Annotated in this window: 22 protein-coding genes and 1 pseudogene; 14 read left to right on the forward strand and 9 right to left on the reverse strand. The window is 62.0% G+C overall.

All coding sequences use genetic code 11. From position 1 onward, the window contains the following. Positions 1 to 9 precede the first annotated feature (9 nt). Positions 10 to 1,044, forward strand: coding sequence for a hydrolase (locus ABMD26_RS10140; protein ID WP_354309329.1), 1,035 nt, complete (start codon positions 10 to 12; stop codon positions 1,042 to 1,044). On the opposite strand, the gene ABMD26_RS10145 is transcribed toward ABMD26_RS10140, so the two are convergent. Further along, complete coding sequence (locus tag ABMD26_RS10145; protein WP_354309331.1) at positions 1,007 to 1,861, reverse strand: sulfurtransferase; 855 nt, start codon at positions 1,859 to 1,861, stop codon at positions 1,007 to 1,009. The genes ABMD26_RS10140 and ABMD26_RS10145 overlap by 38 nt on opposite strands. Positions 1,862 to 2,130: 269 nt before the next feature. On the opposite strand from ABMD26_RS10145, the gene coaD reads away from it, so the two are divergent. After that, the gene (coaD, locus tag ABMD26_RS10150) at positions 2,131 to 2,613 is read left to right on the forward strand and encodes a pantetheine-phosphate adenylyltransferase (RefSeq protein WP_049861679.1); all 483 of its coding nucleotides are present in this window, start codon (positions 2,131 to 2,133) and stop codon (positions 2,611 to 2,613) included. A 101-nt stretch (positions 2,614 to 2,714) separates the two neighbouring features. After that, on the forward strand, positions 2,715 to 2,966 hold the full coding sequence (locus ABMD26_RS10155) for a YfhL family 4Fe-4S dicluster ferredoxin (protein ID WP_049861678.1): 252 nt from the start codon (positions 2,715 to 2,717) through the stop codon (positions 2,964 to 2,966). Between the two features lie 27 nt (positions 2,967 to 2,993). Here ABMD26_RS10155 and ABMD26_RS10160 read toward each other — a convergent pair whose 3' ends face one another. Further along, complete coding sequence (locus tag ABMD26_RS10160) at positions 2,994 to 3,338, reverse strand: multidrug transporter (RefSeq protein WP_122743915.1); 345 nt, start codon at positions 3,336 to 3,338, stop codon at positions 2,994 to 2,996. Between the two features lie 153 nt (positions 3,339 to 3,491). After that, entirely contained in the window at positions 3,492 to 4,304 is an 813-nt protein-coding gene (mutM, locus tag ABMD26_RS10165) for a bifunctional DNA-formamidopyrimidine glycosylase/DNA-(apurinic or apyrimidinic site) lyase (RefSeq protein WP_049861676.1), read from the reverse strand. A 187-nt stretch (positions 4,305 to 4,491) separates the two neighbouring features. On the opposite strand from mutM, the gene ABMD26_RS10170 reads away from it, so the two are divergent. The 3 genes from ABMD26_RS10170 to ABMD26_RS10180 all read left to right on the forward strand — a co-directional run bounded on the left by ABMD26_RS10170 (position 4,492) and on the right by ABMD26_RS10180 (position 9,436). Further along, a complete protein-coding gene (locus tag ABMD26_RS10170) occupies positions 4,492 to 5,688 on the forward strand; it encodes a class I SAM-dependent rRNA methyltransferase (RefSeq protein WP_049861675.1) in 1,197 nt (398 codons plus the stop codon). A 309-nt stretch (positions 5,689 to 5,997) separates the two neighbouring features. Next, on the forward strand, positions 5,998 to 7,839 hold the full coding sequence (gene ilvD / locus ABMD26_RS10175; RefSeq protein WP_354309335.1) for a dihydroxy-acid dehydratase: 1,842 nt from the start codon (positions 5,998 to 6,000) through the stop codon (positions 7,837 to 7,839). A 205-nt stretch (positions 7,840 to 8,044) separates the two neighbouring features. Next, entirely contained in the window at positions 8,045 to 9,436 is a 1,392-nt protein-coding gene (locus ABMD26_RS10180; protein WP_134722853.1) for an L-cystine transporter, read from the forward strand. Between the two features lie 58 nt (positions 9,437 to 9,494). Here the strand turns inward: ABMD26_RS10180 and ABMD26_RS10185 are convergent, their stop codons facing one another. Next, on the reverse strand, positions 9,495 to 10,007 hold the full coding sequence (locus ABMD26_RS10185) for a dihydrofolate reductase (protein WP_320522883.1): 513 nt from the start codon (positions 10,005 to 10,007) through the stop codon (positions 9,495 to 9,497). A 65-nt stretch (positions 10,008 to 10,072) separates the two neighbouring features. Between ABMD26_RS10185 and ABMD26_RS10190 the strand changes: the two genes are divergently transcribed. Next, on the forward strand, positions 10,073 to 11,452 hold the full coding sequence (locus tag ABMD26_RS10190; RefSeq protein WP_354309338.1) for a DUF2868 domain-containing protein: 1,380 nt from the start codon (positions 10,073 to 10,075) through the stop codon (positions 11,450 to 11,452). Next, the gene (locus ABMD26_RS10195; protein ID WP_354309340.1) at positions 11,445 to 12,803 is read left to right on the forward strand and encodes a DUF3482 domain-containing protein; all 1,359 of its coding nucleotides are present in this window, start codon (positions 11,445 to 11,447) and stop codon (positions 12,801 to 12,803) included. Before ABMD26_RS10190 ends, ABMD26_RS10195 begins: the two co-directional genes overlap by 8 nt. A 127-nt stretch (positions 12,804 to 12,930) precedes the next feature. Here the strand turns inward: ABMD26_RS10195 and ABMD26_RS10200 are convergent, their stop codons facing one another. Beyond that, positions 12,931 to 15,195, reverse strand: a complete 2,265-nt coding sequence (locus ABMD26_RS10200; RefSeq protein ID WP_354309342.1) for a heavy metal translocating P-type ATPase — start codon at positions 15,193 to 15,195, stop codon at positions 12,931 to 12,933. An 84-nt stretch (positions 15,196 to 15,279) separates the two neighbouring features. Here ABMD26_RS10200 and cadR point away from each other — a divergent pair. The 5 genes and pseudogenes from cadR (at position 15,280) to ABMD26_RS10225 (ending at position 20,831) form a co-directional block, all read left to right on the forward strand. Further along, positions 15,280 to 15,730: pseudogene (cadR, locus tag ABMD26_RS10205) on the forward strand (Cd(II)/Pb(II)-responsive transcriptional regulator). A gap of 113 nt (positions 15,731 to 15,843) precedes the next feature. Next, entirely contained in the window at positions 15,844 to 16,143 is a 300-nt protein-coding gene (locus ABMD26_RS10210; RefSeq protein ID WP_090355550.1) for a helix-turn-helix domain-containing protein, read from the forward strand. Continuing rightward, on the forward strand, positions 16,140 to 17,405 hold the full coding sequence (locus tag ABMD26_RS10215; protein ID WP_354309344.1) for a type II toxin-antitoxin system HipA family toxin: 1,266 nt from the start codon (positions 16,140 to 16,142) through the stop codon (positions 17,403 to 17,405). The genes ABMD26_RS10210 and ABMD26_RS10215 overlap by 4 nt, the downstream gene beginning before the upstream one ends. A 96-nt stretch (positions 17,406 to 17,501) precedes the next feature. Beyond that, a complete protein-coding gene (locus ABMD26_RS10220; RefSeq protein ID WP_354309346.1) occupies positions 17,502 to 17,978 on the forward strand; it encodes a GNAT family N-acetyltransferase in 477 nt (158 codons plus the stop codon). Between the two features lie 744 nt (positions 17,979 to 18,722). Next, on the forward strand, positions 18,723 to 20,831 hold the full coding sequence (locus ABMD26_RS10225; protein ID WP_354309348.1) for a TonB-dependent receptor: 2,109 nt from the start codon (positions 18,723 to 18,725) through the stop codon (positions 20,829 to 20,831). A 121-nt stretch (positions 20,832 to 20,952) separates the two neighbouring features. On the opposite strand, the gene ABMD26_RS10230 is transcribed toward ABMD26_RS10225, so the two are convergent. Together ABMD26_RS10230 and lgt are read right to left on the reverse strand one after the other, a co-directional pair. Beyond that, positions 20,953 to 21,924: a thymidylate synthase gene (locus ABMD26_RS10230; RefSeq protein ID WP_354309350.1), complete on the reverse strand. Its 972-nt coding sequence runs from the start codon at positions 21,922 to 21,924 to the stop codon at positions 20,953 to 20,955. 54 nt (positions 21,925 to 21,978) lie between these two features. Beyond that, a complete protein-coding gene (lgt, locus tag ABMD26_RS10235) occupies positions 21,979 to 22,791 on the reverse strand; it encodes a prolipoprotein diacylglyceryl transferase (RefSeq protein ID WP_354309352.1) in 813 nt (270 codons plus the stop codon). 352 nt (positions 22,792 to 23,143) lie between these two features. On the opposite strand from lgt, the gene ABMD26_RS10240 reads away from it, so the two are divergent. Beyond that, positions 23,144 to 23,887, forward strand: a complete 744-nt coding sequence (locus tag ABMD26_RS10240; RefSeq protein WP_354309354.1) for an NRDE family protein — start codon at positions 23,144 to 23,146, stop codon at positions 23,885 to 23,887. Positions 23,888 to 23,893: 6 nt separating this feature from the next. Here the strand turns inward: ABMD26_RS10240 and ABMD26_RS10245 are convergent, their stop codons facing one another. Both ABMD26_RS10245 and ABMD26_RS10250 read right to left on the reverse strand, forming a co-directional pair. Continuing rightward, complete coding sequence (locus tag ABMD26_RS10245; RefSeq protein WP_354309356.1) at positions 23,894 to 24,721, reverse strand: TIGR03915 family putative DNA repair protein; 828 nt, start codon at positions 24,719 to 24,721, stop codon at positions 23,894 to 23,896. Then, positions 24,718 to 25,938, reverse strand: a complete 1,221-nt coding sequence (locus ABMD26_RS10250) for a putative DNA modification/repair radical SAM protein (protein ID WP_354309358.1) — start codon at positions 25,936 to 25,938, stop codon at positions 24,718 to 24,720. Before ABMD26_RS10250 ends, ABMD26_RS10245 begins: the two co-directional genes overlap by 4 nt. Positions 25,939 to 26,008: the final 70 nt, after the last annotated feature.

A 26,008-nucleotide genomic window follows, 5' to 3' on the forward strand; every position in this document is an offset into this window, starting at 1 on the left:
AGGGCATTCATGTTGAACGCAGCGCATCCTCGCTTTCGCCCAGCCCTCGGGCTGGGCAACCCACACCTGCAGACGTTGTGGGGCCCCTTGTGGCGCAAGCAGCCAGCGTTGCCGCGCGAGCGCGAGCGTCTGTGGCTGGCGGACGGTGATTTCGTCGACCTCGACTGGCACGGCCCCCACACACCCCACGCCCCGTTGGTGGTGGTACTGCACGGGCTGACCGGATCATCCAACTCGCCCTACGTCGCCGGCCTGCAAAGGCAATTGGGCGAGTACGGGTGTGCAAGCGTGGCGGTCAACTGGCGCGGCTGCTCCGGCGAGCCCAACCTGCTCGCGCAAAGCTACCATTCGGGCGCCAGCGAAGACCTCCAGCACGTACTCGACCACCTGGGCGCACAGAGGCCCCAGGCGCCGCTGTTCGCCGTGGGCTACTCACTGGGCGGCAACATTCTGCTCAAGCACCTGGGCGAAAGCGGGCCGAACAGCCCGTTGCAGGCCGCCGTGGCGGTCTCTGTGCCGTTTCGCCTGGACCAGTGCGCCGACCGCATGACCCAAGGCTTTTCCCGGGTGTACCAGGCCCATTTCATGCGCGCCATGCTCGCCTACCTGACCGACAAGCGCAGTCGCTTCCAGCAGGAAGGGCATCACGACGGGCTGGCGGCGCTGGAGGCTCTTGGGGCACTGCAGGGAATCAAGACCTTCTGGGACTTCGATGGCCAGGTCACGGCGCCGCTGCACGGTTTCAAGGACGCGCAGGACTACTATCGACGCTCTTCGAGTCGGTACTACCTGGGCGGCATTGCAAAACCCACGTTGATCATTCAGGCGCAGGACGATCCGTTCGTGTTCCCCCACAGCCTGCCGACCGCCGACGAGATGTCGCCGTGCATAGAATTCGAACTGCATGCACGGGGCGGCCATGTCGGTTTCGTCGATGGCAGCTTGCGCCAACCTGGCTATTACCTGGAACGGCGCATACCGCAATGGCTGAGTCAGTGGATCGATTTCATGAGCCCTTCTGCACAGGTCGCTGCGGATCGGTGATCCAGTCGCTCCAGGAGCCTGCATACAGTGTCGCCAACGGGTAACCGGCCAGGGCCATGGCGAACAGGTTATGGCAGGCGGTGACGCCGGAACCGCAATAAGCCACCGCCTGTTCCGCGGTCCGGCCCTGCAATTGGGCGGCGAAGCGCTCACGCAATTGCGCTGCCGGCAGGAAGCGCCCATCAGGGCCCAGGTTTTCGGTGAAGGCCGCACACTGCGCACCGGGGATATGCCCGGCGACAGGATCGATGGGCTCCACCTCGCCCAGGAATCTGGGTAACGCGCGTGCATCCAGCAAGGTCAACTGTGGATCTTCCAGGCGTGCCTGCAGATCGGTCGCATCGACCACCCGCGCGGCATCCGGTGTGCCGACAAAATTGCCGGGCTCGGTGGGCGCAGCATCCAGGCTCAAGGGCAGCCCGGCGGCGTGCCAGGCGGCCAGCCCACCATCGAGCAGAAAGACGCCATCGCGCTTGCCCAGCCAGGCCAGCAGCCACCACGCCCGCGCCGCATAGGCGCCGGGCCCGTCGTCATAGACGACGACTTTGCTGTCTGCATCGATGCCCCAGCGCTGCAACCGTTCCTGCAATTGCGCAGGTTCGGGCAACGGATGACGCCCGGTCACGCCCTTGATCACCGGCGCACTGAGGTCGCGGCCCAGGTCGGCGAAACGGGCACCGGCGATATGGCCTTCGGCATAGCTGCGCTGGCCATAGTCGGCGTCTTCCAGGCTGTAGCGGCAGTCCAGCAGGACCCATTCGGGGGAATCGAGGTGTTCGGCGAGTGCTTGCGGGCTGATCAGTTGCGCGAGGGGCATGAAGGACTCCAGCGGTGAATGAATGATGGACCTGCCCGCCGCCGGAGCAGCTCGGACAGCAGCCATCGCGGCATGAATCACTGTAGCAGTCGGCACGTCCGCGCACGCAGCGCACCCGGCCTGTCCGCCATCCTACCGCGGACGCGCGTGCACCGCGACAGCGTGGCACAGGCGATCACCCTTGCATTGCGCCCGCGATGCAGGCTTGGCCGACCTCTCCGGCTGCGATACCATCGCACTCCCCAACCGATTCCCGCCAGGACGCCGTGATGAACCGAGTGTTGTACCCAGGTACCTTCGACCCGATCACCAAGGGTCACGGTGATCTGGTCGAACGCGCTTCGCGCCTGTTCGATCACGTGATCATCGCGGTCGCCGCGAGCCCCAAGAAGAATCCGCTGTTCGCCCTCGAACAACGCGTGGAGTTGGCGCGCGAAGTGACACGGCACTTGCCGAACGTCGAAGTCGTCGGTTTCTCGACCCTGCTCGCGCACTTCGCCAAGGAACAGAACGCCAACGTGCTGCTGCGTGGCCTGCGCGCGGTGTCCGATTTCGAATACGAGTTCCAGCTGGCCAACATGAACCGGCAATTGGCGCCGGACGTGGAGAGCCTGTTTCTCACGCCTTCGGAACGTTATTCCTTCATTTCGTCGACGCTGGTGCGGGAAATCGCCGCGCTGGGCGGCGACATCACCAAGTTCGTTCACCCGGCCGTGGCCGAGGCCTTGACCCAGCGCTTCAGCAAGAAGTAGGCATCCGGTGCTGCGCCCGCGTGCACTGCGGGCGCTAATGCGGCACAATTGCGGCCATTGGTTTTCACATGCCTGGGCCGTAGTCTCGGGCCGGAGTTTTCATGTCCCTGATCATCACCGACGATTGCATCAATTGCGACGTCTGCGAACCCGAGTGCCCGAACGCTGCCATTTCCCAGGGGGAAGAGATCTACGTGATCGATCCCAACCTGTGTACCCAGTGCGTAGGGCATTACGACGAGCCCCAGTGTCAGCAGGTCTGCCCGGTGGATTGCATTCCACTGGACGAAGCGCATCCTGAATCCCAGGAACAACTGATGGCCAAGTACCGGCAGATCACCGGCAAGCACTGATCGACCACAGCGGCTGCGGCTCGTACCTCAGTCACGGTTGTTGTAGCCGGTTCGCGTGCAGCCCAGGCAGCGAACGAACGCCGCCTTGCCCGGATCGACCACCAACGCCTTGCCCGTTGCGCCAATACCTCCACCCGTGGCGGTGAACGGCAACGCAACGACGAACAATCCGGCACCCACAATAGTCGCGGCGATCAGCAACGGCCGCGCAATCAGCAGATCGCCGATCATGGCGTAGGCCGGCGGATTCTGGATCTGGTAGGTCGGGTCACCGCTGCTTGCGCTCATGCTCGAGTCGGCAGCAATGGCCGGCACGGCGTGCAGGCCGAAACTGACGATCAGCGTCAGCGACAGGGTTCGAAACAGGTTCATGGCACAATCCTTCTGCTCACGTGGGCGACTGCGATTTGCGATGCGGTAACTATATCAGTTGCTCGGGATTGTGCAGGACAGGCGCGAGCCACTTCCTGAAGAGTCGAAGGCTTGGCCGTCCCTCCCCCTCTCGACACCGTCCGTGCAGCACAGTCATTTCTGGCAACGCGGGCAATACACGCTGGCACGCTGGCCCAACTTGACCTCGCGCAGGGTGGTGCCGCAGACCTTGCACAGCTGCCCACCGCGACCATAGACGAACAACTCCTGCTGAAAGTAGCCCGGCTGGCCATCCCCGCCGATGAAATCACGCAACGTGGTACCGCCGCGCTCGATCGCATAGGTCAGGATGCGCTTGATCTCGACCGCCAGACGCAGGTAGCGGGCACGGGATATGCCCCCTGCCGCGCGGCGCGGATCGATACCGGCGGCGAACAGCGCTTCGGTCGCGTAGATATTGCCCACACCCACCACCACGGCGTTGTCCATGATGAACGGCTTGACCGCCATGCTGCGCCCACGCGACAGCTGGAACAGCCTTTCGCCGTCGAACAGCTCGGTCAACGGCTCGGGGCCCAGGCGCAGGAGCAGTTCGTGGTTGAGCGGATCCTGGCTCCAGAGCATGGCGCCGAAACGCCGAGGATCGGTATAGCGCAAGGCCATGCCCGACTCCAGCTCGATATCGACGTGCTCGTGCTTGAGCGCCGGCAAGCCGGCTTCGACCAGGCGCAGATTGCCCGACATCCCCAAATGGCTGATCAAGGTACCCACTTCGGCGTTGATCAGCAGGTACTTGGCCCGCCGCTCGACCGCCACGATCCGCTGCCCGGACAGGCGCGCATCCAGGTCTTCGGGAATCGGCCAGCGCAGGCGTCGATCGCGCACGATGACGCGGCTCACACGCTGCCCTTCCAGGTGCGGGGCGATGCCCCGACGGGTGGTTTCTACTTCGGGTAATTCAGGCATGGGGCTCCTGACGGGAAACGCGGATCGATAGGCAAGCATGCCCCAGGCTCGACGCCTCGGACAGCGCGGATTCTAACCGCTGCGGCCCCAAGCGCCCACCGTGCGCGGCGGGTCATTTGTCGAATCCTCCATTCGAGGCCGGGACCAAAGGGGTATACTCCCGCTCTTTTTTACCCGGAGCGACTTCATGTCCCTGCCCAGCCTTCGCCTCAAAGCCAACGCCGACCGCCGCCTGCGCGCCGGCCACCTGTGGGTCTACAGCAACGAGATCGACGTGGCCGCGACCCCGCTGAACGGTTTCCAGGCGGGCGACCAGGCCATTCTCGAAGCGGCGGGCGGCAAGCCTCTGGGCATCGTCGCATTGAGCCCGAACAACCTGATCTGCGCCCGCCTGCTGTCGCGCGACGTCAAGCTGAGCCTGGACAAGTCGTTGCTGGTGCATCGCCTCAACGTCTGCCTGTCGTTGCGCGAGCGGCTGTTCGACAAGCCGTTCTATCGCCTGGTGTACGGTGATTCCGACCTGCTGCCGGGCCTGGTCGTGGATCGCTTCGGCGACATTCTGGTGGTGCAGCTCGCTTCGGCCACCATGGAACGCTACAAGGCCGATGTCATGGCCGCGCTGATCCAGGTGATCAAGCCCAGCGGCATCCTGTTCAAGAACGATTCCGCCGCCCGCGATGCCGAAGGCCTGGAGCGCTACGTGGAAAGCGCGTTCGGCGTGGTGCCGGAGTGGGTCGCCCTGGAAGAGAACGGCGTGAAGTTCGAAGCCCCCGTGATGGAAGGCCAGAAGACCGGCTGGTTCTACGACCACCGCATGAACCGCGCGCGCCTGGCGCCGTACGTCAAGGGCAAGCGTGTGCTTGACCTGTTCAGCTACATCGGCGGCTGGGGCGTGCAGGCCGGCGCATTCGGCGCCAGCGAAGTGTTCTGCGTCGACGCTTCGGGCTTCGCCCTCGATGGCGTCGAGCGCAATGCCGCGCTCAATGGCTTCGCCGAGAAAGTCACCTGTGTGGAAGGCGATGTGTTCGAAGCCTTGAAAGAGCTGAAGGCCGCCGAAGAACGCTTCGACGTGATCGTCGCCGACCCGCCCGCGTTCATCAAGCGCAAGAAGGACCTGAAGAACGGCGAAGGCGCCTACCGCCGCCTCAACGAGCAAGCCATGCGCCTGCTCAGCAAGGACGGCATCCTGGTCAGCGCTTCGTGCTCCATGCACCTGCCCGAGGACGACCTGCAGAACATCCTGCTGACCAGCGCTCGCCACCTGGACCGCAACATCCAGCTGCTGGAACGCGGCGGCCAAGGTCCGGACCATCCGGTGCATCCAGCGATTCCGGAAACGCGGTACATCAAGAGCATTACGTGCCGGTTGTTGCCCAACAGCTGATGCAGCGGCGCTTTTGACGCGGCTCGCGCCGCTGCTACAGGGGCTGTGTAGCAGCGGCGCGAGCCGCGTCAGGCATCACTGGCGATTACTTGCCCTGCCCCACGTTCCATCCTTCCCCCATGGGTGTAGAATCGCCCTACTCTTCGCCAATCATCCCCCGGCGGGTTTATGAGCTCGGCCGAACGCGTGGCGATCCCGCAGCGTTACCGGCCTCATCCGCAAGCACGGCAACACACCGACCGAGCGTGCCGCGGACCAGGAAAAGCTCACTCCCTCACTGAAACCCGATTAGCCGCCCGGAGTCGTTCCATGCCTGACTATCGCTCGAAAACATCCACCCACGGCCGCAACATGGCCGGTGCCCGCGCGCTGTGGCGTGCCACTGGCATGAAGGATGACGATTTCAAGAAGCCGATCATCGCCATCGCCAACTCGTTCACCCAGTTCGTACCGGGCCATGTGCACCTCAAGGACCTGGGTCAGCTGGTTGCACGCGAGATCGAGCGCGCGGGTGGCGTGGCCAAGGAATTCAACACGATTGCGGTGGACGACGGCATCGCCATGGGCCACGACGGGATGCTGTATTCCCTGCCCAGCCGCGAGATCATCGCCGACTCGGTCGAGTACATGGTCAACGCCCACTGCGCCGACGCCATCGTGTGCATCTCCAACTGCGACAAGATCACCCCGGGCATGCTGATGGCCGCCTTGCGCCTGAACGTGCCGGTGATCTTCGTTTCCGGCGGGCCGATGGAAGCCGGCAAGACCAAACTGGCCAGCCACGGCCTGGACCTGGTCGACGCCATGGTGATCGCCGCCGACGCTACCGCTTCCGATGAAAAGGTCGCCGAGTACGAGCGCAGCGCCTGCCCTACCTGTGGTTCGTGTTCGGGCATGTTCACCGCCAACTCGATGAACTGCCTGACCGAAGCCCTGGGCCTGGCCTTGCCGGGCAACGGTTCCACGCTGGCGACCCACAGCGACCGCGAGCAGTTGTTCCTGCAGGCCGGCCGTACCATCGTCGAGTTGTGCAAACGCTACTACGGCGAGAACGACGAATCGGTCCTGCCGCGCAACATCGCCAACTTCAAGGCGTTCGAAAACGCCATGATGCTGGACATCGCCATGGGCGGTTCGACCAACACCATCCTGCACTTGCTGGCCGCAGCCCAGGAAGCCGAGATCGACTTCGACCTGCGTGACATCGATCGTCTGTCGCGCAGCGTGCCGCAGCTGTGCAAGGTGGCGCCGAACATCCAGAAATACCACATGGAAGACGTGCACCGTGCCGGTGGCATCTTCAGCATCCTCGGTTCGCTGGCCCGTGGCGGCCTGCTGCACACCGATCTGCCGACCGTGCACAGCCGCAGCATGGCCGAAGCCATCGCCAAGTGGGACATCACCCAGACCACCGACGAAGCGGTGCATCACTTCTTCAAGGCGGGCCCGGCGGGCATTCCGACACAAACCGCGTTCAGCCAGTCGACACGCTGGGACACTCTGGACGACGACCGCGAGAACGGCTGCATCCGCAGCTTCGAACATGCCTACTCCCAGGAGGGCGGCCTGGCCGTGCTCTACGGCAACATCGCGCTGGACGGTTGCGTGGTGAAAACCGCCGGTGTGGATGAGTCGATCCATGTGTTCGAAGGCAATGCCAAGATCTTCGAAAGCCAGGACAGCGCGGTGCGCGGCATCCTTGCCGACGAAGTGAAGGCCGGTGACATCGTGATCATTCGCTATGAGGGCCCTAAAGGTGGCCCGGGCATGCAGGAGATGCTGTATCCCACCTCCTACCTCAAATCCAAAGGTCTGGGCAAAGCCTGCGCATTGCTGACCGACGGCCGTTTCTCGGGCGGCACTTCGGGCCTTTCCATCGGCCATGCGTCGCCTGAGGCAGCCGCCGGTGGCGCCATTGGTCTGGTGCAGGACGGCGACAAGGTGCTGATCGACATCCCCAATCGCTCGATCAACCTGCTGGTGGACGATGCCGAGTTGGCAGCCCGTCGCGCCGAGCAGGACAAGAAGGGCTGGAAGCCGGTCGAGGTGCGTCCACGCAAGGTGACCACCGCGCTCCAGGCCTACGCCCTGCTGGCCACCAGTGCCGACAAAGGTGCCGTGCGCAACAAGGCGATGCTCGACGGGCTGTAAGCCCGCGTCGTTTCATGGTCCTGAGTGGGTCTTCACAGCGCCAGCGTGAAGATCCACTCCAAGCCTTGGAAACGCGCCTGACGCTTATTCCAAAAACACCTAAGCATCTTCCATTCCGGTATTAATCGCCTTTCGATTCAAGGTGTTAGCATCCGCGATTGACCAGCGCCCGCAGAGGTGCGGTCCTTCATTTTCCGGAGCTGACATGAACCTGCCCCTGTTGTTGAATCTGCTGATCTTCGCAGCGCTGCTGCTGGGTCTGGCACAAACCCGTCGCACCGATTGGAGCCTGGCCAAGAAGGTCCTGCTGGGCCTCGGCCTGGGCGTGCTGTTCGGTATCGGCCTGCACACCGTCTACGGCGCCGGGCACCCCGTGCTCAAGAGCACCATCGGCTGGCTGGAACTGGTCGGCAACGGCTATGTGCAGTTGCTGCAGATGATCGTCATGCCGCTGATCTTCGCGTCAATCCTCAGCGCCGTGGCGCGCCTGCACAACGCGTCTTCACTGGGCAAGATCAGCTTCCTGACCATCGGCACGCTGCTGTTCACCACCGCCATCGCCGCGCTGATCGGCATCGGCCTGACCAACCTGTTCGGCCTGACCGCCGAAGGCCTGGTGGCCGGGACTCAGGAAGCTGCGCGCCTGGCGACGATCCAGAGCGATTATGCGGGCAAGGTCGCCGACCTCAACGTGCCGCAACTGTTGCTGTCGTTCATTCCGCAGAACCCCTTCGCCGACCTGGCGCGCGCCAAGCCCACCTCGATCATCAGCGTGGTGATCTTCGCTGCGTTTCTGGGGATGGCGGCGTTGCAACTGCTCAAGGACGATACGGACAAGGGCACAAAAGTGCTCGCTGCGATCGACGTGCTGCAAGCCTGGGTGATGCGTCTGGTGCGTCTGGTGATGAAGCTGACGCCCTACGGCGTGTTGGCGCTGATGGCCAAGGTGGTCGCCAGTTCCAACGTGCAGGACATCGTCAAGCTGGGCAGTTTCGTGGTGGTGTCGTACATCGGCCTGGCGCTGATGTTCGCGGTGCACGGGCTGCTGCTGAGCCTGGCCGGGGTCAACCCGCTGCGCTTCTTCCGCAAGGTCTGGCCGGTGCTGACCTTCGCCTTCACCAGCCGCTCCAGCGCGGCGACCATTCCACTGAGCATCGAAGCGCAGACCCGGCGTCTGGGCGTGCCTCAAGCGATTGCCAGCTTCGCGGCATCGTTCGGCGCGACGATCGGCCAGAACGGTTGCGCCGGTCTTTATCCGGCCATGCTGGCGGTGATGGTCGCGCCCACGGTTGGGATCAATCCACTGGATCCGCTGTGGATCGCCACGTTGGTGGGCATCGTCACCCTGAGTTCGGCCGGTGTGGCCGGGGTCGGCGGCGGCGCGACGTTCGCAGCGTTGATCGTGCTGCCGGCCATGGGCTTGCCGGTCACCCTGGTGGCGCTGTTGATTTCAGTCGAACCGTTGATCGACATGGGCCGCACCGCCCTGAACGTGAGCGGCTCGATGGCGGCGGGCACCATCACCAGCCAGGTGATGGGTCAGACCGACAAGGCGCTGCTGGCGGCCGATGAGCACAAGGAACTGGCCTCGGCCTAACCGGTATTGCCTGTTCGCGAGTGCCTTCTCGTAAAGGCAGCGCGAACAGGCAAGCTGATCATCTGCGTTCCCACACCTCGAACGCGTAGGCCGGTTTGTCATCGACCGCTTCGTTCGCCACGCTCGACACCTTTTGCCATTGGGTCTCGTCGAACTCGGGAAACCAGGCGTCTCCTTCCGGCTGCAAGGCGACTCGCGTCAAGTACAGGCAGTCCGCCTGAGCAAGGCCCAGCTCGTACAGCTGAGCACCACCGATGAGCATTACCTCGTCCGCGCCCTGCTCGTGAGCCCAGGCTTCGGCCCGCTCGATGGCCGCGTCCAGCGAAGCGAACACTTCCGCACCCGGCAAGTCGAGATCCGGCTGGCGGCTGACCACCAGGTTCAGACGGCCGGGCAGTGGTCGGCCCAGCGAATCCCAGGTCTTGCGACCCATGATGATCGGCTTGCCCAGGGTGGTGGCCTTGAAATACTTGAAATCGCCCGGCAGGTGCCAGGGCATGCTGTTGTCGATGCCGATCACGCGGTTCTCGGCGAGTGCCGCGATCAGGCTTAAAGGGAGAGATGTCTTCATGGCCGGCAGAATAGCAGAGCCTCCTTGGGTTATGCTCATGGCGAATCCGCCGCTTGGAAAAACGCGTGAGCGCACCCACTCCCTTGCACACACTCTGGCTCAGTGAAGCCATCCGCCTGCGCGAAGAACAAGCAGGCCCTCTGGAAGACCTGGAAGCCAACCGCCGAGCGCGGCAACAGGGGGGCGACCTCGCCGCACGCATCGAACATCGCGCCCTGATACTGGCCGACCGCGATGGCCAGCGCCAGGCCCTGCGCCACTGGCTGCAGGGCGCACGGCTGGCGATGCTGCTGCTGGCTGTGCTGGCCGTGTTCAGTGGGGCCGGATTGGCGTTCGCGGCGCTGGGCGATGGCCAGCAGCCGGTCAATGTGTTCTGGGCGCTGGGCAGCCTGCTGGGGCTCAATCTCATTCTGTTGCTCAGCTGGTTGCTGGGGCTGGTCGCCGCCGGTGGCCACGGCGCGGTACTGGGGCGGCTGTGGTTGTGGCTCAGCGAGAAACTGGCGCGTGATGCGCAGGCCGTGCACCTGGCGCCGGCGCTGATACTGCTGCTGCAACGTCGTCGGCTCAACCGCTGGGCACTGGGCACGCTGGTGCATGGCTTGTGGCTGCTGGCCCTGCTCAGTGCGCTGGCCGTGCTGCTGTTGCTGCTGGCCACCCGTCGCTACGGCTTCGTCTGGGAGACCACCATTCTTGGCGCGGACACCTTCATCAGCCTGACCCAGACCCTGGGCGCCCTGCCCGCGCTGCTGGGTTTCAGCGTACCGGACATCGACATGATCCGCGCCAGTGGCGATCAAGCGACCAACGTCGAAGGGGCACGCCAGGCCTGGGCCGGCTGGCTGGTTGGCGTGCTGCTGGTCTACGGAATCGGCCCGCGCCTGCTGCTGGCCGCCTTCTGCCAGTGGCGCTGGCGCCAAGGCCGGGCACGCCTGACGCTGGATACCACCCTGCCGGGCTACAGCCAGTTGCGTGAACGGCTGATGCCCAGCAGTGAGCGCCTTGGTGTGCGCGATGAAGCGCCCGACGCCCTTCCCCAGGTTACGACGGCGCCAGCCAGCGAGCCGAGTGATGGCGCGGTGCTGGTAGGTCTGGAGCTCGATGGCCAGCACCCATGGCCGCCCGCCCTGGCCACCGGCATTCAGGACGCTGGTGTGCTCGACAGCCGCGAGTCGCGCCAGCGGCTGCTGGAACAGATGACCCGCTTCCCGCCCGCGCGGCTGGTGATCGCTTGCGATCCGCGGCGCTCGCCCGATCGCGGCAGCCTCGGCCTGATCGCCGAGCTAGCCCGCTGCGCCACGGTCACTCGGGTGTGGCTGTTGCCCGCACCGCCCGGCCAGGTGCTCGACCCGCAACGACTTGGCGATTGGCGGACCGGCCTGGATGCACTGAGCGTGGCCATTGATGAATCGACACCGCTGCACTGGCTGGAGACCGGCGATGAGTAAGCCCCTGACCCTGGCCGTGGTCGGTCACACCAATGTCGGCAAGACCTCCCTGCTGCGCACGCTGACCCGCGACGTAGGCTTCGGCGAAGTGTCGCACCGGCCCAGCACCACGCGTCATGTGGAAGGCGCACGCCTTTCAGTCGATGGCGATGCCCTGCTGGAACTCTACGACACCCCTGGCCTGGAAGATGCCATCGCCTTGCTGGATTTCCTCGAACGCCTGGACCGCCCCGGCGAGCGGCTCGACGGTCCGGCGCGGGTCGAGCGGTTCCTGCAGGGCAGCGAGGCACGCCAACGGTTCGAGCAAGAGGCCAAGGTGCTGCGCCAGCTATTGGCCAGCGATGCCGGCCTGTATGTGATCGACGCGCGCGAGCCGGTGCTGGCCAAGTACCGCGACGAACTGGAAGTGCTGGCCAGCTGCGGGAAACCGTTGCTGCCGGTGCTCAACTTCGTCAGCAGCAGCCAGCAACGCGAGGGAGATTGGCGCGAGGCACTGGCCCGCCTCGGTCTGCACGCTCTGGTGCGCTTCGACAGCGTGGCGCCGCCCGAGGATGGCGAGCGGCGGCTGTATGAAAGTCTGGCATTGCTGCTGGAACATTCACGCCCAGCGTTGCAGCGACTGATCGAGGATCAACAGGCGCAACGACTGGCGCGTCAGGGCAGCGCGCGGCGGTTGATAGCCGAACTGTTGATCGACTGCGCGGCCTGTCGCCGCAGTGTGACCAGCGAAGCGGCTGCAGGCGCCATCGAAGAACTTCGCCAGGCGGTACGCAAGCGTGAGCAGCGCTGCGTGGAAGCCTTGCTCAAGCTGTATGCCTTTCGCAGCCAGGATGCGTCGGCCGGCGACTTGCCACTGTCAGATGGGCGCTGGGGCGACGATCTGTTCAATCCCGATACGCTCAAGCAGTTGGGCGTCAAGGTCGGCGGCGGCATTGCGGCGGGCGCTGCGGCGGGCGCTGGCGTCGATCTGCTGGTGGGCGGCTTGACCTTGGGCATGGCAGCCATCGCCGGCGCCATTGCCGGCGGCGCCCTGCAGACCGCCCGTGGCTATGGCGCGCGCCTGTTGGGCAAATTCAAGGGCGAGCGCGAACTGACCGTGGACGACAACGTGCTGCGGCTGCTGGCCTTGCGTCAGCAGCAACTGGTGAAGGCGCTCGATGTCCGTGGCCATGCTGCCATGGGCACTATCGAGGTAGCGGCGCCACAGGAGCAGACCTGGCGCGAAGGCAAGCTGCCCGAAGCCCTGAACAAGGCCCGAGCCTACCCGCAATGGTCCTCGCTCAACGGCCACAAGCACCTGACCCAGCGCGAGCGTGAAGAACAGATCGGAGCCCTGGCCCAGCAGCTCTGACAACCCCGTAGGAGCGGTTCGTGACCGCGAAAGCAACAGCGCGGTGTTCAGATGCATCGCGGTGAGCCTTTTGCGGCCGATGACCGCTCCTACGGATTCGATGCCGCAGGAGCAGCATGGTAGGCGGTTACTTGCGCAGCAACCGCAGCCCGTTGAACACCACCAGCAGGCTCACACCCATGTCGGCAAACACCGCCATCCACAGGGTCGCCATGCCGGCCACGGTCATCAGGAGGAACACCGCCTTGATCGCCAGGGCCAGCACGATGTTCTGCAACAGCACCGAACGGGTCTGCCTCGACAGCCGAATGAACGCCGGTATCTTGCGCAGATCATCGTCCATCAAGGCGACATCGGCCGTTTCAATCGCGGTATCGGTACCTGCGGCCGCCATGGCGAAACCGATTTCCGCCCGTGCCAGCGCTGGCGCGTCATTGATCCCGTCGCCAACCATGCCGACTCGGTGACCCTGAGCGTACAACTGCTCCACAGCTTTGAGCTTATCGGCAGGCAACAGGTCGCCAATCGCCTGATCGATGCCCACTTGAGCTGCGATCGCCTTGGCGGTATGCGGGTTGTCTCCGGTCAGCATCACGGTCTTTATGCCCAACGCATGCAACTGGGCAATGGCCTCGCGGCTGGTCTGCTTCACCGTATCGGCCACCGCGAACAGCGCCACCGGCCCCTGCGGGCCCAGCAACACCACGACCGATTTACCTTCACGCTCCAGCTGATCGAGTTGCGCTTCCAGCGCCGGGGAGCACTGACCCAGCTCTTCCACCAGGCGATGGTTGCCCAGGTGATAGGTCTGCTCCTCCACCTGGCCCTTGATGCCTCGCCCAAGCAAGGCCTCGAAGTTGTCCAAGGTCAGGGCCGCCCCATTGGCGTCAGCAGCAATGGCTCGCGACACAGGATGGTCCGAGCGTCCCGCCAAAGCCTGGGCAATTGCCTGTGCCCGGCCTTCGAAGGCGGAATCGAGCAGCGCGTAGTCGGTCTGCACTGGCTTGCCATGGGTCAGCGTTCCGGTCTTGTCCAGCGCCAGATAATCCAGCTTGTGACCACCTTCCAGGTACACGCCGCCCTTGACCAAGATGCCTTTGCGCGCAGCAGCGGCCAAGGCACTAACGATCGTGACGGGCGTGGAAATCACCAGCGCACACGGACAGGCGACTACCAGCAGCACCAATGCGCGGTAGATCCAGTCGAACCACGCGCCCAACCCCACCAGCGGCGGCACCACCGCGATCAGCAGGGCCAAGGCAAACACCACGGGCGTGTAGACCCGCGAAAAGTTATCCACAAAGCGCTGGGTAGGCGCGCGCGCCCCTTGGGCCTGCTCGACCGCGTGGATGATGCGCGCCAGTGTCGATTGGCCGGCGGCGGCCGTAACCCGGTATTCCAAGGAGCCGGCCTGATTGATGGTCCCGGCGAACACCTTGTCGCCCACACCCTTCTCGACCGGCAGGCTTTCACCGGTGATGGGCGCCTGATCGATGCTGGATTGACCGGAAACCACTTCACCATCCAGGCTGATGCGTTCCCCTGGACGCACGCGCACGATGGCCTCTAGGGCGACGGTCTTGACGTCCAGTTCCAGCCATTGGCCATCAGCCTGGCGCACGGTGGCCGTGTCCGGCGTGAGGCGCATCAGACCGCCAATCGCATTGCGGGCCCGATCCAGGGATTTGGCCTCGATCAATTCGGCTACGGTGAACAGGAACATCACCATCGCCGCTTCCGGCCATTGACCGATCAGCACCGCGCCGGTCACCGCAATGCTCATCAACGCATTGATGTTGAGGTTGCCGTTCTTGAGTGCGATCCAGCCTTTGCTGTAGGTGCCCAGACCACAACTGGCGATCGATACCAGAGCCAGCAATGCCCCGACCCAGGTCGGCGCCGCCTGGGTGAAGTGGACCACTTCGGCCGCCACTGCCGTCACGCCTGATAGCGCCAGCGGCCACCACGGTTTGCGCGGCGCCGGCAGGTCGTTGGTAGCAGGTTCGTCTCCGGTGATGGGTTCGGCGTGCATGCCCAGTGATTTGATGGCGCTCTCGATCGCCTGGGTATCGGGCAGCGAATGGCGCACGCCGAGCACCCGATTGATCAGGTTGAAATCCAGCTGCTGCACGCCTATCAGCTTGGCCAGCTTGTTCTGGATCAGCGTCTGCTCGGTGGGGCAGTCCATCGCCTCGATGCGGAACTGACTCAGCCGGGCATCCTGGCTGTCGCCGGGTGCCAACTGGACGGTCGACGGAATGGCCGCCTTGCCAGAACAGCAATGGCCCGACGGCGCAGGGCTGGTCTCGTGCTCGTGCTCGTGCTCGTGCTCGTGCTCGTGCTCGTGCTCGTGCTTATGATCGTGGACATGGCCGGAAGTGGGGTGGCTCATTGGTCGCAATTCCCTGAAGTGCAGGTTGCCAAGTGAACACCCTGTAGCCACTATAGGGTCAAGCATCTTCCAAGGGTTATGAGCATGAAAATCGGCGAACTGGCGAAAATCACCGACTGCCAGGTCGAAACCATCCGCTATTACGAACGTGAAAGCCTGTTGCCGCCCCCTGCCCGCAGCGACGGCAACTATCGCCTCTACACCCAGGCTCACGTCGAACGGCTGACGTTCATCCGTAACTGTCGCATCCTGGACATGACCCTCGACGAGATCCGCAACCTGTTGACCCTGCGCGACAGCCCCCAGGATCAGTGCCAGAGCGTCAACGACCTGATCGATGAACACATCCATCACGTCAAGGCGCGGATAGACGGCCTGGTAGCCTTGCAGGAGCAGCTCGTTGCCCTGCGCCAAAAAATGCCATGGCGGTACCGCCGAAGAGCACTGCGCGATTCTCCAGCGCTTGGAAATCAGCGGCGCCGTCACCGTTCCCGATGCTGAGCACTCACATGTAGGCCGCAGTCACGGGCATTGAAAAACACGTCGCGGTTCAGCAGATACACCTTGGCATTCGAATCGCTCAAGAAATATGAATAATATATGGCTCATGCCGTTTGACACGAACCATATCAGGCTCATACTCAGCCTATGTTAACCACACTTCTGCAACAGATCCGCAACCGCCGCCAACAACTGGGTCTTCAGATTCAGGACATGCCCCTGCGCACTGGCCTCACCCGCCAGCAATACGGAAAGATCGAAAAGGACGGCAACCCGCGCCTCAACACCCTGGACCTGATTGCCGAAGGTCTGGATGCAAGCATGGTCCTGGTGCCCAAGGACCAACTCAAACTGATCGAAAAGATCCTCGCAGGCGCGCCGGTGTATTTCGAGGATGATCGACCTGTGGATAACTATCCGGAAAATCCTTGGGATGATCTGCCATGAGTGTCGAAACCGTAGCGGCCTTGAAGCTGACGCTTCATTCGCAACTGGTCGGTTACGTTACCGGCCATTCGAATGGCAAGAATGTACTCACCTTGGCGCCGGATTACATCGCTGATCCACACCGACGCACGCTGACTTTGTCTCACCTCAATCCGGACGTATTCAGACGTCAACTGGCAGACAAGCACCCTTACGTCACCCATCACCGGCTTCACCCCGTGTTGAGCAATCTACTTCCGGAAGGCGCGCTGCGTAGCCTGGTTGCACAAGCCATGAAAGTGCACCCAGACAGCGAATTTCCGTTGTTGAGCTGGCTCGGTCTGGACTTGCCGGGTGCATTGATCGCAACCCCGGTATCCGCCGACCATATCCCAGCCTATGCACTGGGCAACCACGGCAAGATCAATCCAGTATCCATCGACACACCCGACCATCGCTCGCACTTCTCGCTCGCCGGCGTACAGATGAAATTCTCCATGCACAACAGGGATGGCCGTTACATAACCGCCGATCCTGCGGCGCCGGGAGACTGGATCATCAAGACGCCCTCCACCGTTCACCCATTCGTGCCGCTCAACGAATACACCTGCATGCAGCTGGCACAGTTGGCAGGCGTCGACATTCCTGAAATACGCCTGATCGGCATGGACACGATCGACAGCTTGCCCGCAATCAACCTGCCCGACGAGCAGTGGGCCTACGGCATTCGTCGTTATGATCGGCTTGCCGGAGGTCAGCGCGTTCATTCAGAAGACTTCGCCCAGGTGCTTTACGCTTACGCCCACGATAAATACCGCAGCGGCCGTTATGAACAGATCGCCAGATTGCTCTACACCCAGACCCGTCATGGGCAACGCGATGTCATGCAAATGGCTGTGCGTTTGCTGGTCAATGTGCTGCTGGCCAACGGCGACGCGCATCTGAAGAACTGGAGCCTGATCTATCCGGACACTTTCAGCGCAGAACTGTCCCCGGCTTACGACATCGTCGCGACCAAGGTATTTATTCCCGGCGAGAGCCAGTTTGCGTTGAACATGGCTGATACGAAAGCCTGGTATGACGTCTCGCTCGAACACTTCAAACGATGGGCCGAGACCTCTGGAATACCTTGGCGCCCCGTGCTCGTTCATCTACGAGAAACACTGGACGCAGCACGAACGCTGTGGCCTGAGGCCCTAGCCGCCAGCGTCATGAAGCCAAACCAGCAAGCCATCCTGCGCCAGCACTGGCAACAGCTGCATGCGGACTTTCGGATCTCTTAACTGAATCAGCGAGCAAAGTTTTGAAACAATGCTGGTTTCGCTATTGCAAAGCCTGCCTATAGGTTCGTTGCACACTTCCAACAAAAAGAACCTGTCATGAATCGCACCGCAACCCCCTTTCAAATATCAGCTCTGCGCACTGAACCTGGTTTTCTCGCCGTCGTGGGCGAGCGGCTGTGGCAAGCCTGGTGGAAAGAAGACGGCCACACCTTGGAAGATGTACTGACGCTTCTGGAAAACAGCCTGCGTTCAGAACCCATTCCCACAACTCTGGTCGCTCATGCAGGCGAGCGGTTCATAGGAACGGTATCGCTGATCTTTTCGGATATGGATGAACGAGTTCAGTACTCGCCCTGGTTGGCGGCGCTGTGGGTGGAGGCCGAGAGCCGCAATGAGGGCGTCGGGGCGACATTACTCACAGCCGGAATGCAGAAAGCGAAAGCTGAGGGTGTCGAGCGGGTCTATCTATGTGCCGTCGAGGAAAAGTCGGCGTACTACCGGCGGCTTGGCTGGGAGCAGATCGAGACTGACGTTGGGGGGGTGAATATCTTCATGAAAATGTCGAAGGAGTAGGGTCGGAACGTCTGTAGGGCTGGCAAATACCAAACTTCGATGTTGTTACCCGACCAGAGAGCTCGCCGCCCCGTCTTGGAGACCGTCAAGACCCTTGCGAAGACACGCAACTCTATCCATTCATTACCTAATCCGACGAAAACCTGCGTTTGTGAAAGCAATGGCGCAAGGCATCCTAAAGCATATGTTTCGGAAATGCCTTACGTAATAATGGGAATCATTACGTTTTATCGGATTGCTTTACGCTATACGCTTTGACCTTCATTTCAAGGATGTGAGGGTGCCCATGACGTCGGCTCGAATCGGAACGCAACAAGCCGTTCTATCCCGCTGGATAAAGGCGTTAGATACGGAGGCTTTTAAACGTCGAAGTATAGGTCTGAGTGATTTAGTCAATGCGGCACCGATAAGGAATGGACGGTAACAAGCAAAGTTTGGTCGAGAGCACGCAGACCATACTAAAACCTCTCGAACTACACTTCCTTCTTCTAGAACCAATCGATGATCATTTGAAAGCGCGTGACGATAACTAGGCGCTTAAAAGGATTGGATCAGACTCAAACAATCGATTCAACCTAGCGGGAATTCGTGCTGGATCTTCAACGCTGGCATGGATGCCCCTCGCTCAAAGTTTTTGGATCGTGGCTGCAACCTATGTTGCAGCGGCCATAGCCATTCGGCTCATGCGCAAAAGGACCGGCGCGCCACGGAGTATCTCCTAGTTTCCAATTAAAAGGACTTTGTATGCCCTACACGATAAAACCTGTCTGGCTTTTGACGATACTGACTCTGTGCGCGGACTCGCGCGCCAGTGAAATGGAAAAACAGGCCTTGCTGAGTCTTGACGCCAGTGTGGTCTCAGCCACCAGAACACAGGCGAGCATCGCTTCGATTCCAGGCTCGATCCAAGTGATCGATGAGCACCAGATCAGACAACAGGCAGGCACCGGCCGCCGCCTTTCGGATGTGCTTGGTCAGCTTGTACCCAGCCTTTCGCCTTCCAGCGGTGGCATGAGCAATTTTGGCCAAACGCTTCGGGGAAGGAACATGTTGGTCTTGATTGACGGGGTTTCCCAGAATGCTACGAGAGACAATTTCCGACAGCTGAACAGTATTGCTCCCAACAGCATAGAGCGTATCGAAATCATATCTGGAGCGACCAGTATCTACGGCGCAGGTGCGTCAGGTGGCATCATCAATATCATCACCAAACGCAACCCTGATACCGATTTATTGCTGCACAGTAAAATCGGACTGACATCCCCAGATACCCTACATCGTGGAGGGCTCGCCTATGAATTCTTCCAGAGCGCAACTGGTCGGCACGGTCCGCTGGACTGGTATGGCTCGGGCAATCTCATTCAGCGCAACGATCAATACGATGCAAGCCACGCGCGTATACCTCAAGACACGTCGCAGGGTAGCAGCATGGACACTCAAACCTATGACCTGCAGACCCGATGGGGACTTGCTTTGGGGGAAGACCGTAATCTTACTCTGTCTCTGCAGGACTATAAGGACCGTCAGGACACTGACTACACCAAAGACCCTCGAAACAAGACCCGTCCAGTAGCTGTGAAGGGGCTGTATCTGAAGGAACAGCCTTACACGCATAATCAAGCGATCAATCTGAACTACAGAGAGGGGGACTTTTACGGCCAGACAGTGCAACTCGAAACCTATTGGCGTAAGGCCGATGCGCGTTTTTTCCCCGACCGCAAACGCGGACACGCCGGCGTTGCCAGCACCACCAGCACGCAGAATGTATACGGCCTTCGCGCGGCCGTGGAAACCGAGCTTCCCGGCATTGGCGCCAGTAGCGGAGATCTTGTGTGGGGTGCGGACTATAGCAACGAACACGCACGTCAACGTGGCGACCACTACCTGGTGGATGGGCTGACCTATCGAAAAACTGGAATTCGTTACGAATTGGGGCCTGACTTGACTACTCAGACACGCGCGCTATTTGCCCAGTCCGCATGGTATTGGGGCGACTGGACGCTTCGAGGGGGCGTTAGACACGAGCGGATCAATAGCGAGATAGCGGACAGCATTGCCTATGGCGAGATCGTTCAAACCGGCCAGCGCGCTGTACTCCCCGGGGACACGCTTGATTACAACGCCACACTCTACAATCTGGGTATGGTGTATCAGCTCACTGATCAGCAGAACGTTTTTACGAATTTCAGTCAGGGATTCTCTTTGCCTGACATTCAGCGTTTCATGCGGGACGTCACGAGCAGCTTCGATATCCAAAGTCTCAACGCCCAAGCCATAAAGGTCGATAGCTACGAGCTGGGCTGGCGAGGTGATTGGAGCAACTGGCAAGGCCGCGTAAGCGCTTATCAGAACACATCGGATGTTACGCAATTCTATGATGCCCAAGCACGCGTACTGCGGCTGATCAACCAACGTGAACGTGTGCGAGGCTTTGAAGTGAGTGTTGACCACTCACTTAACGAACAATGGAGAGCGGGGGGCACCTACGCCTGGACAAAAGGCGAGACATACCAGCGAGGTAAGTGGCTGGACCTTCCCGCTACCCGGATTGCCCCGCCCAAAACCACCGCGTATGTCAGCTATCAATCAAGCACCTACGACCTGCGCGCCCAAGCCATGCGACTCAGCAGCTATGGCGCCGCTGCGCGAGACCACAACGGTCGCAAAACCAAGGGCTATCTGACGATGGATCTGATAGGCGGCGTTGCACTCCCGGTCGGCCGTCTGGAAGCAGGTGTTTACAACGCGACTAACACGAAGTACCAGACGCTGCTTACCCAAGCCAATGCCACCGCACCTTATGCAAATGCGCAAGGGCGAACGCTGAGCCTGGCCTATTCGGCCGATTGGTAGGGTTGGTACCTGACTTGTCGCGAACGCCGAAATTGCTGCGGTACGTCACGCCTCCCGCAGCCAAGTCTTGCCCGCCCCCAGACCGATTCCAGGGGGGGTTCTCGCCTTCAGTGGAGACCGATCACACCGCCATCGGTGCAGTCAGTGGCGCGTGGTGTTCGTAGCCTTCCAGGGAGAAGTCGCTCGGTTCGATCTGCTCCAGCCACTCCGGTTGGTACACGCCAGTCTTGGCGAACTCGGGCACGCGATCGGAAATCACCAGCTTGGGGGCCGGCAGAGGCTCGCGTTTCATTTGCTCGTTGAGCATGTCCAGATGGTTCTCGTACACATGGGCGTCGCCGATGAAGTAGGTGAACCAGCGCGGCGTGTAGCCCGTCAGGCGTCCGACCAGCGACAGCAGCGCGGCGCCTTCGGTGAGGTTGAACGGCGTACCCAGGCCCAGATCGTTGGAGCGGATGTACAGTGTCAACGAGATTTCGCGGGTTTCCGGGTTGGGATGGAACTGGTACAGCAGATGGCACGGCGGCAGCGCCATTTCATCGAGCTGGGCGCAGTTCCAGCCGTGGAACAGGATCCTGCGGCTGCCTGGGTCCTTGATGATGGTGTCGAGGCACTGGCGAATCTGGTCGATGGCCTTGTACAGCACTACGAAGCTCTCGCCGCTTTCCTCGGCCTGGGCAATCTGCTGATAGCCTTGGCTGATGGCCAGTTCGATCGCCGCGGGGTTGCTCAGGGCGATGCGTTTGTAGGCTGGCCACTGGCGCCACTGCACGCCATAGATCTCGCCCAGGTCGTCTTCACCCTGGCGGAATGGATTGGCCAGCCACTGGGCGTTCTCGTTGGCGTTCTGGTCCCAGACCTTGCAGCCCAAGGCGCGGAATTCGGCGGCATTGTTGACGCCGCGCAGGAACCCGACCATTTCGCCGATGGCCGACTTGAAGGCCAGGCGCCGGGTGGTGATCGCCGGAAAGCCTTCCTGCAGGTCGAACCGCAGCATGGCACCCGGGAAACTGATGGTGCGCACGCCGGTGCGGTTGCTTTGCAAGGTGCCGTTCTTGATGACGTGGGCGACCAGTTCCAGATATTGCTTCATGACGTACCTGCATCGTTCAGGGCGCAACCTTGGCCGCGCCCAGGCAAAAAAGAATCAGACAGCCGGGCGCGGAGCCGCCGGCGCGCGGTGGTAGGCCAACCAGATCAGCCCCAGACCGCCCAGGATCATCGGCAGACACAGCACCTGCCCCATCGTCAGCCAGCCCCACGCCAGGTAGCCCAACTGCGCATCGGGCACGCGGACGAACTCGACGATGAAGCGGAAAATGCCGTAGAACAGGGCGAACATGCCCGATACGGCCATGGTAGGCCGCGGCTTGCGCGAGAACAGCCAGAGGATGACGAACAGCGCGACGCCTTCCAGCGCAAACTGGTAGAGCTGCGAAGGGTGACGGGGCAACTGCGCCGGATCGCTGAAAGGCGGGAAGATCATGGCCCAGGGCACGTCGGTGGGTTTGCCCCACAGCTCGGCGTTGATGAAGTTGCCGATGCGCCCGGCGCCCAGACCGATCGGCACCAGCGGAGCGATGAAGTCCATTAGCTGGAAGAACGACTTGTCGTTCTTCTTGCCGAACCACCAAGTGGCCAGCATCACGCCCAGCAGCCCGCCATGGAACGACATGCCGCCCTTCCACACCTCGAATATCAAGGTCGGGTTGGCGATGTATTGCTCCAGGTCGTAGAACAGCACGTAGCCGAGGCGGCCGCCGAGGATCACCCCCATTGCGCACCAGAACACCAGGTCCGAGAGTTTTTCCTTGGTCCAGGTCGGGTCGAACCCGTTGAGCCGGCGCGAGGCCAGCAACCAGGCGCCACCAATGCCCACCAGGTACATCAAGCCGTACCAGTGGATTTTCAGCGGTCCGATGGCCAGTGCCACCGGGTCGATCTGCGGGTAAGGCAGCATTGCAATTCCTCAGCTAAGCAAAAAACTCATGCCGACGCCCAAGGGCGGCGCGGCGAACAGGCGTTTGAGCACCTTGAACGATGATCTGTGCGCCCGGCGCGCCGCGTATCTGTCGAAACCCGGCGGTGAAGGCGATGCACGCCAAGGCGGGCTCATGAACGAATTCGAAACTATACGCCTGGCCAGGGCACCCGTGCAGGCACCGAGCGGCTGGTACATCGCAATTTCACGATTGCACCCGCAAACAAGTGCGGCATGGTACCGGAACCCATGCCTTGCGCTCCACCTCGCAGCGATGGATAGGACAACGATGGACCGGTAGAGTGAAGCCAAACTACAAGGATCTTTCCGTATGTGTCTGATCGTTTTCACCTGGCAGCCCGGCCATGCCCAACCGCTGGTACTGGCAGGCAACCGTGACGAATTCCATGCCCGACCCACGGCGCCGTTGTCCCGGTGGCGGGAATCTTGCGGGGTGTACGCCGGTCGGGACCTGGAAGCGGGCGGTAGCTGGCTGGGGATCGGGCCAAATGGACGCATCGCAGCACTGACCAATATCCGTCGTCCCGGTCAGCCACCCGCGCGGCGCTCCCGTGGTGATCTGGTGGCGGGTTTTCTGACCGGTGAACTGTCGATCGAGGCTTATCTGCAGGCCGTCACGGATCGCCTGGACCAATACGCCGGATTCAATCTGCTGCTCGGTGATGGTCAGCGCCTGTGCTATCTGCACTCCGCTGCGGGTACGCCGCAGTATCTGGAGGCGGGCACCTACGGGCTGTCCAATGCCAGCCTCGACACGCCATGGCCCAAGCTGGTGAAAGCCCGTCACGGGCTGGAGCTCGCCGGTAGCCAGCCTGACGCATTACTGGCAATGCTGGCCGATGCCGACCAGGCACCGGAACATGCGCTACCCGATACGGGCGTAGGCCTGGCCACAGAGCGGCTGCTGTCGAGTGTGTTCATTACCGGTGCCAGCTACGGAACGCGCGCCAGTACGGTACTTGTCGTCGACGCCCAAGGCCGTCGGGAAATGATCGAACGCAGCTTCGGCCCGCTGGGCAGTGTGCTGGGTGAAGTTCATCTGCAGGGGGTCTAGCGAGCGCTAAACCGAGCGTCCGATGCGCTTGCCTTGGCGTTTACCGATGTCGCGAGCCTGGCCATCGCGCTGCTTGCCGGTGCGCGCATCGCTGATCAGGCCGGGAATCAACGCGCCTTCAGGCAGATTCTTCCAGAAGCGAGTGGGCAAGTGACCTTGCATGACCTTCGGGTTCAAGCGCGCCGGGTTGAAGATGTGGCTGTAATAGGTCAGCCACAGCTCGCCCTGCGGGTCGTGGGCTTGCTGCGCCAGTTGCTGCCATTCCAATGGGCATCGCCGTTCGTGGATCAACTGGGTGCCGTCGTAATAGACACCGTCCTGAGGCGTCGCTATCAGCCAGCGGCTGCGCCCCATGCGCCCGATGAAATGCTCGCTGGCCAAGGCCAGGATGTCATGAGCCGGTTCGTGCCAAGCCACGTATTCAGGACCGGGCGGACCCTCGGTCGCGACCGGCATCTCGACGAAGCGCAGAAAGGCATGCAGATGATGGCTCTCGCGCCGAACCTGCTTGATACGCCGGTGCAGCTCACTGCCCAGGCGATCACCGGCCAGCATGGCCGTGCGGTCGCCATGGCTGACGCGCCAGAGCACTTCGTACAACAGGCTCCAGCGTTGCTCGCCACGGTACTGCGCCGCGCTTTCCAGCAACTCGATGAGAGCCACGGGAATGCGCGCCTGGAAAGGACCGATTTCCGCTGGGTAGTGCTCATCCGTGGCGAACAGGTCCGCTACGGTGTTCCAGCCCACATGACTCGGATCGATCTGATGGCTGAGCAGCCAGCGGGCCTGTTGCCGCCAGGTGGCGAACAGGTCGTCGCAGTCCAGGCATATCATCCCCAGAGCCCCAACTGCTGGGGCTGCGGACGATCACGCAGCTGGTCGCGCAACAGCAAAGTAGAGATTTCTGCCTGCTGTGGGTGGTAGTCGCTGGTGATGAAGAACGGCTTGGCCTTGGCCAGTACGCAACGCAGGCGGGTCAGGTCTTCATAGCGGATTCGCCGCTGCCGACGCAGCTCCACCAGGCGCTTGGTGGTACGCAGGCCGATGCCGGGAATGCGCGCGATCAGCGCAGGTTCCGCACGGTTCAGATCCAATGGGAAGACGCTTCTATTTTCCAGCGCCCAGGCCAGCTTGGGATCGATGTCCAGCGCCAGGTCGCCCGGGCCGGAGAGCAACTCGTCGGCCTTGTAGCCATAGCTGCGCAGCAGGAAGTCGGCCTGGTAGAGGCGGTGCTCGCGCATCAGCGGCGGTGCTGCCAGCGGCACGCTCTTGGGGCTGTTGGGGATGGGGCTGAACGCCGAATAGTAGACCCGCTTCAGGCCATAATTGCCGTACAGGGATTCGGCGCTGTGCAGGATGGTGCTGTCGTCGGTCTGGTCGGCACCGACGATCATTTGCGTGCTTTGCCCAGCCGGCGTGAAGCGTGGCGCGCGCGGTTCGTTGAGCACGGTCTGCTGGCCCGTGTAGATGGTGCTCATGGCTTTCTTGATCGATTTCACATCCTTTTCCGGCGCCAGGGTCTGCAGGCTGGCATCGGTGGGCAGCTCGATGTTCACGCTCAGACGATCGGCGTAGCGACCCGCCTCTTCGATGAGTGCCGGGTCGGCTTCGGGAATGGTCTTGAGGTGGATGTAGCCGCGAAACTGATGCTCCTCGCGCAGCAGGCGCGCCACGCGGATCAGCTGCTCCATGGTGTAATCGGCCGAGCGGATGATGCCGGAGCTCAGGAACAAGCCGCTGATGCAGTTGCGCCGATAGAAGTCCACGGTCAGGCGCACCACTTCTTCGGGCGTGAAGCGCGCCCGTGGCACGTCGCTGGAACGGCGGTTGACGCAGTACTGGCAGTCGAACAGGCAGAAATTGGTCAACAGTATCTTGAGCAACGATACACAGCGACCATCCGGCGTGTAGCTGTGGCAGATGCCCATGCCGTTGGTCGAACCCAGCCCGCCCTTGCCTTCGGAGCTGCGCTTGGGCGCACAGCTGCTGGCGCACGAGGCATCGTACTTGGCGGCGTCGGCGAGGATGCTGAGCTTATCGATCAATTGCATGAAATTTCCCGATACTGTTTTTATGTACAGTACAGAAATACAGGCACTTCATCAACGCCGCCGGTCGGCC

The sequence above is a fragment of the Pseudomonas sp. PvP001 genome (assembly GCF_040546375.1).
GTDB lineage: Bacteria > Pseudomonadota > Gammaproteobacteria > Pseudomonadales > Pseudomonadaceae > Aquipseudomonas > Aquipseudomonas coleopterorum.

Coding starts and splice junctions, on each gene's coding strand:
- ABMD26_RS10140 (WP_354309329.1), top strand. CDS start 10: ATGTTGAACGCAGCGCATCCTCGCTTTCGCCCAGCCCTCGGGCTGGGC.
- ABMD26_RS10145 (WP_354309331.1), bottom strand. CDS start 1,861: ATGCCCCTCGCGCAACTGATCAGCCCGCAAGCACTCGCCGAACACCTC.
- coaD (WP_049861679.1), top strand. CDS start 2,131: ATGAACCGAGTGTTGTACCCAGGTACCTTCGACCCGATCACCAAGGGT.
- ABMD26_RS10155 (WP_049861678.1), top strand. CDS start 2,715: ATGTCCCTGATCATCACCGACGATTGCATCAATTGCGACGTCTGCGAA.
- ABMD26_RS10160 (WP_122743915.1), bottom strand. CDS start 3,338: ATGAACCTGTTTCGAACCCTGTCGCTGACGCTGATCGTCAGTTTCGGC.
- mutM (WP_049861676.1), bottom strand. CDS start 4,304: ATGCCTGAATTACCCGAAGTAGAAACCACCCGTCGGGGCATCGCCCCG.
- ABMD26_RS10170 (WP_049861675.1), top strand. CDS start 4,492: ATGTCCCTGCCCAGCCTTCGCCTCAAAGCCAACGCCGACCGCCGCCTG.
- ilvD (WP_354309335.1), top strand. CDS start 5,998: ATGCCTGACTATCGCTCGAAAACATCCACCCACGGCCGCAACATGGCC.
- ABMD26_RS10180 (WP_134722853.1), top strand. CDS start 8,045: ATGAACCTGCCCCTGTTGTTGAATCTGCTGATCTTCGCAGCGCTGCTG.
- ABMD26_RS10185 (WP_320522883.1), bottom strand. CDS start 10,007: ATGAAGACATCTCTCCCTTTAAGCCTGATCGCGGCACTCGCCGAGAAC.
- ABMD26_RS10195 (WP_354309340.1), top strand. CDS start 11,445: ATGAGTAAGCCCCTGACCCTGGCCGTGGTCGGTCACACCAATGTCGGC.
- ABMD26_RS10200 (WP_354309342.1), bottom strand. CDS start 15,195: ATGAGCCACCCCACTTCCGGCCATGTCCACGATCATAAGCACGAGCAC.
- ABMD26_RS10210 (WP_090355550.1), top strand. CDS start 15,844: ATGTTAACCACACTTCTGCAACAGATCCGCAACCGCCGCCAACAACTG.
- ABMD26_RS10215 (WP_354309344.1), top strand. CDS start 16,140: ATGAGTGTCGAAACCGTAGCGGCCTTGAAGCTGACGCTTCATTCGCAA.
- ABMD26_RS10220 (WP_354309346.1), top strand. CDS start 17,502: ATGAATCGCACCGCAACCCCCTTTCAAATATCAGCTCTGCGCACTGAA.
- ABMD26_RS10225 (WP_354309348.1), top strand. CDS start 18,723: ATGCCCTACACGATAAAACCTGTCTGGCTTTTGACGATACTGACTCTG.
- ABMD26_RS10230 (WP_354309350.1), bottom strand. CDS start 21,924: ATGAAGCAATATCTGGAACTGGTCGCCCACGTCATCAAGAACGGCACC.
- lgt (WP_354309352.1), bottom strand. CDS start 22,791: ATGCTGCCTTACCCGCAGATCGACCCGGTGGCACTGGCCATCGGACCG.
- ABMD26_RS10240 (WP_354309354.1), top strand. CDS start 23,144: ATGTGTCTGATCGTTTTCACCTGGCAGCCCGGCCATGCCCAACCGCTG.
- ABMD26_RS10245 (WP_354309356.1), bottom strand. CDS start 24,721: ATGATATGCCTGGACTGCGACGACCTGTTCGCCACCTGGCGGCAACAG.
- ABMD26_RS10250 (WP_354309358.1), bottom strand. CDS start 25,938: ATGCAATTGATCGATAAGCTCAGCATCCTCGCCGACGCCGCCAAGTAC.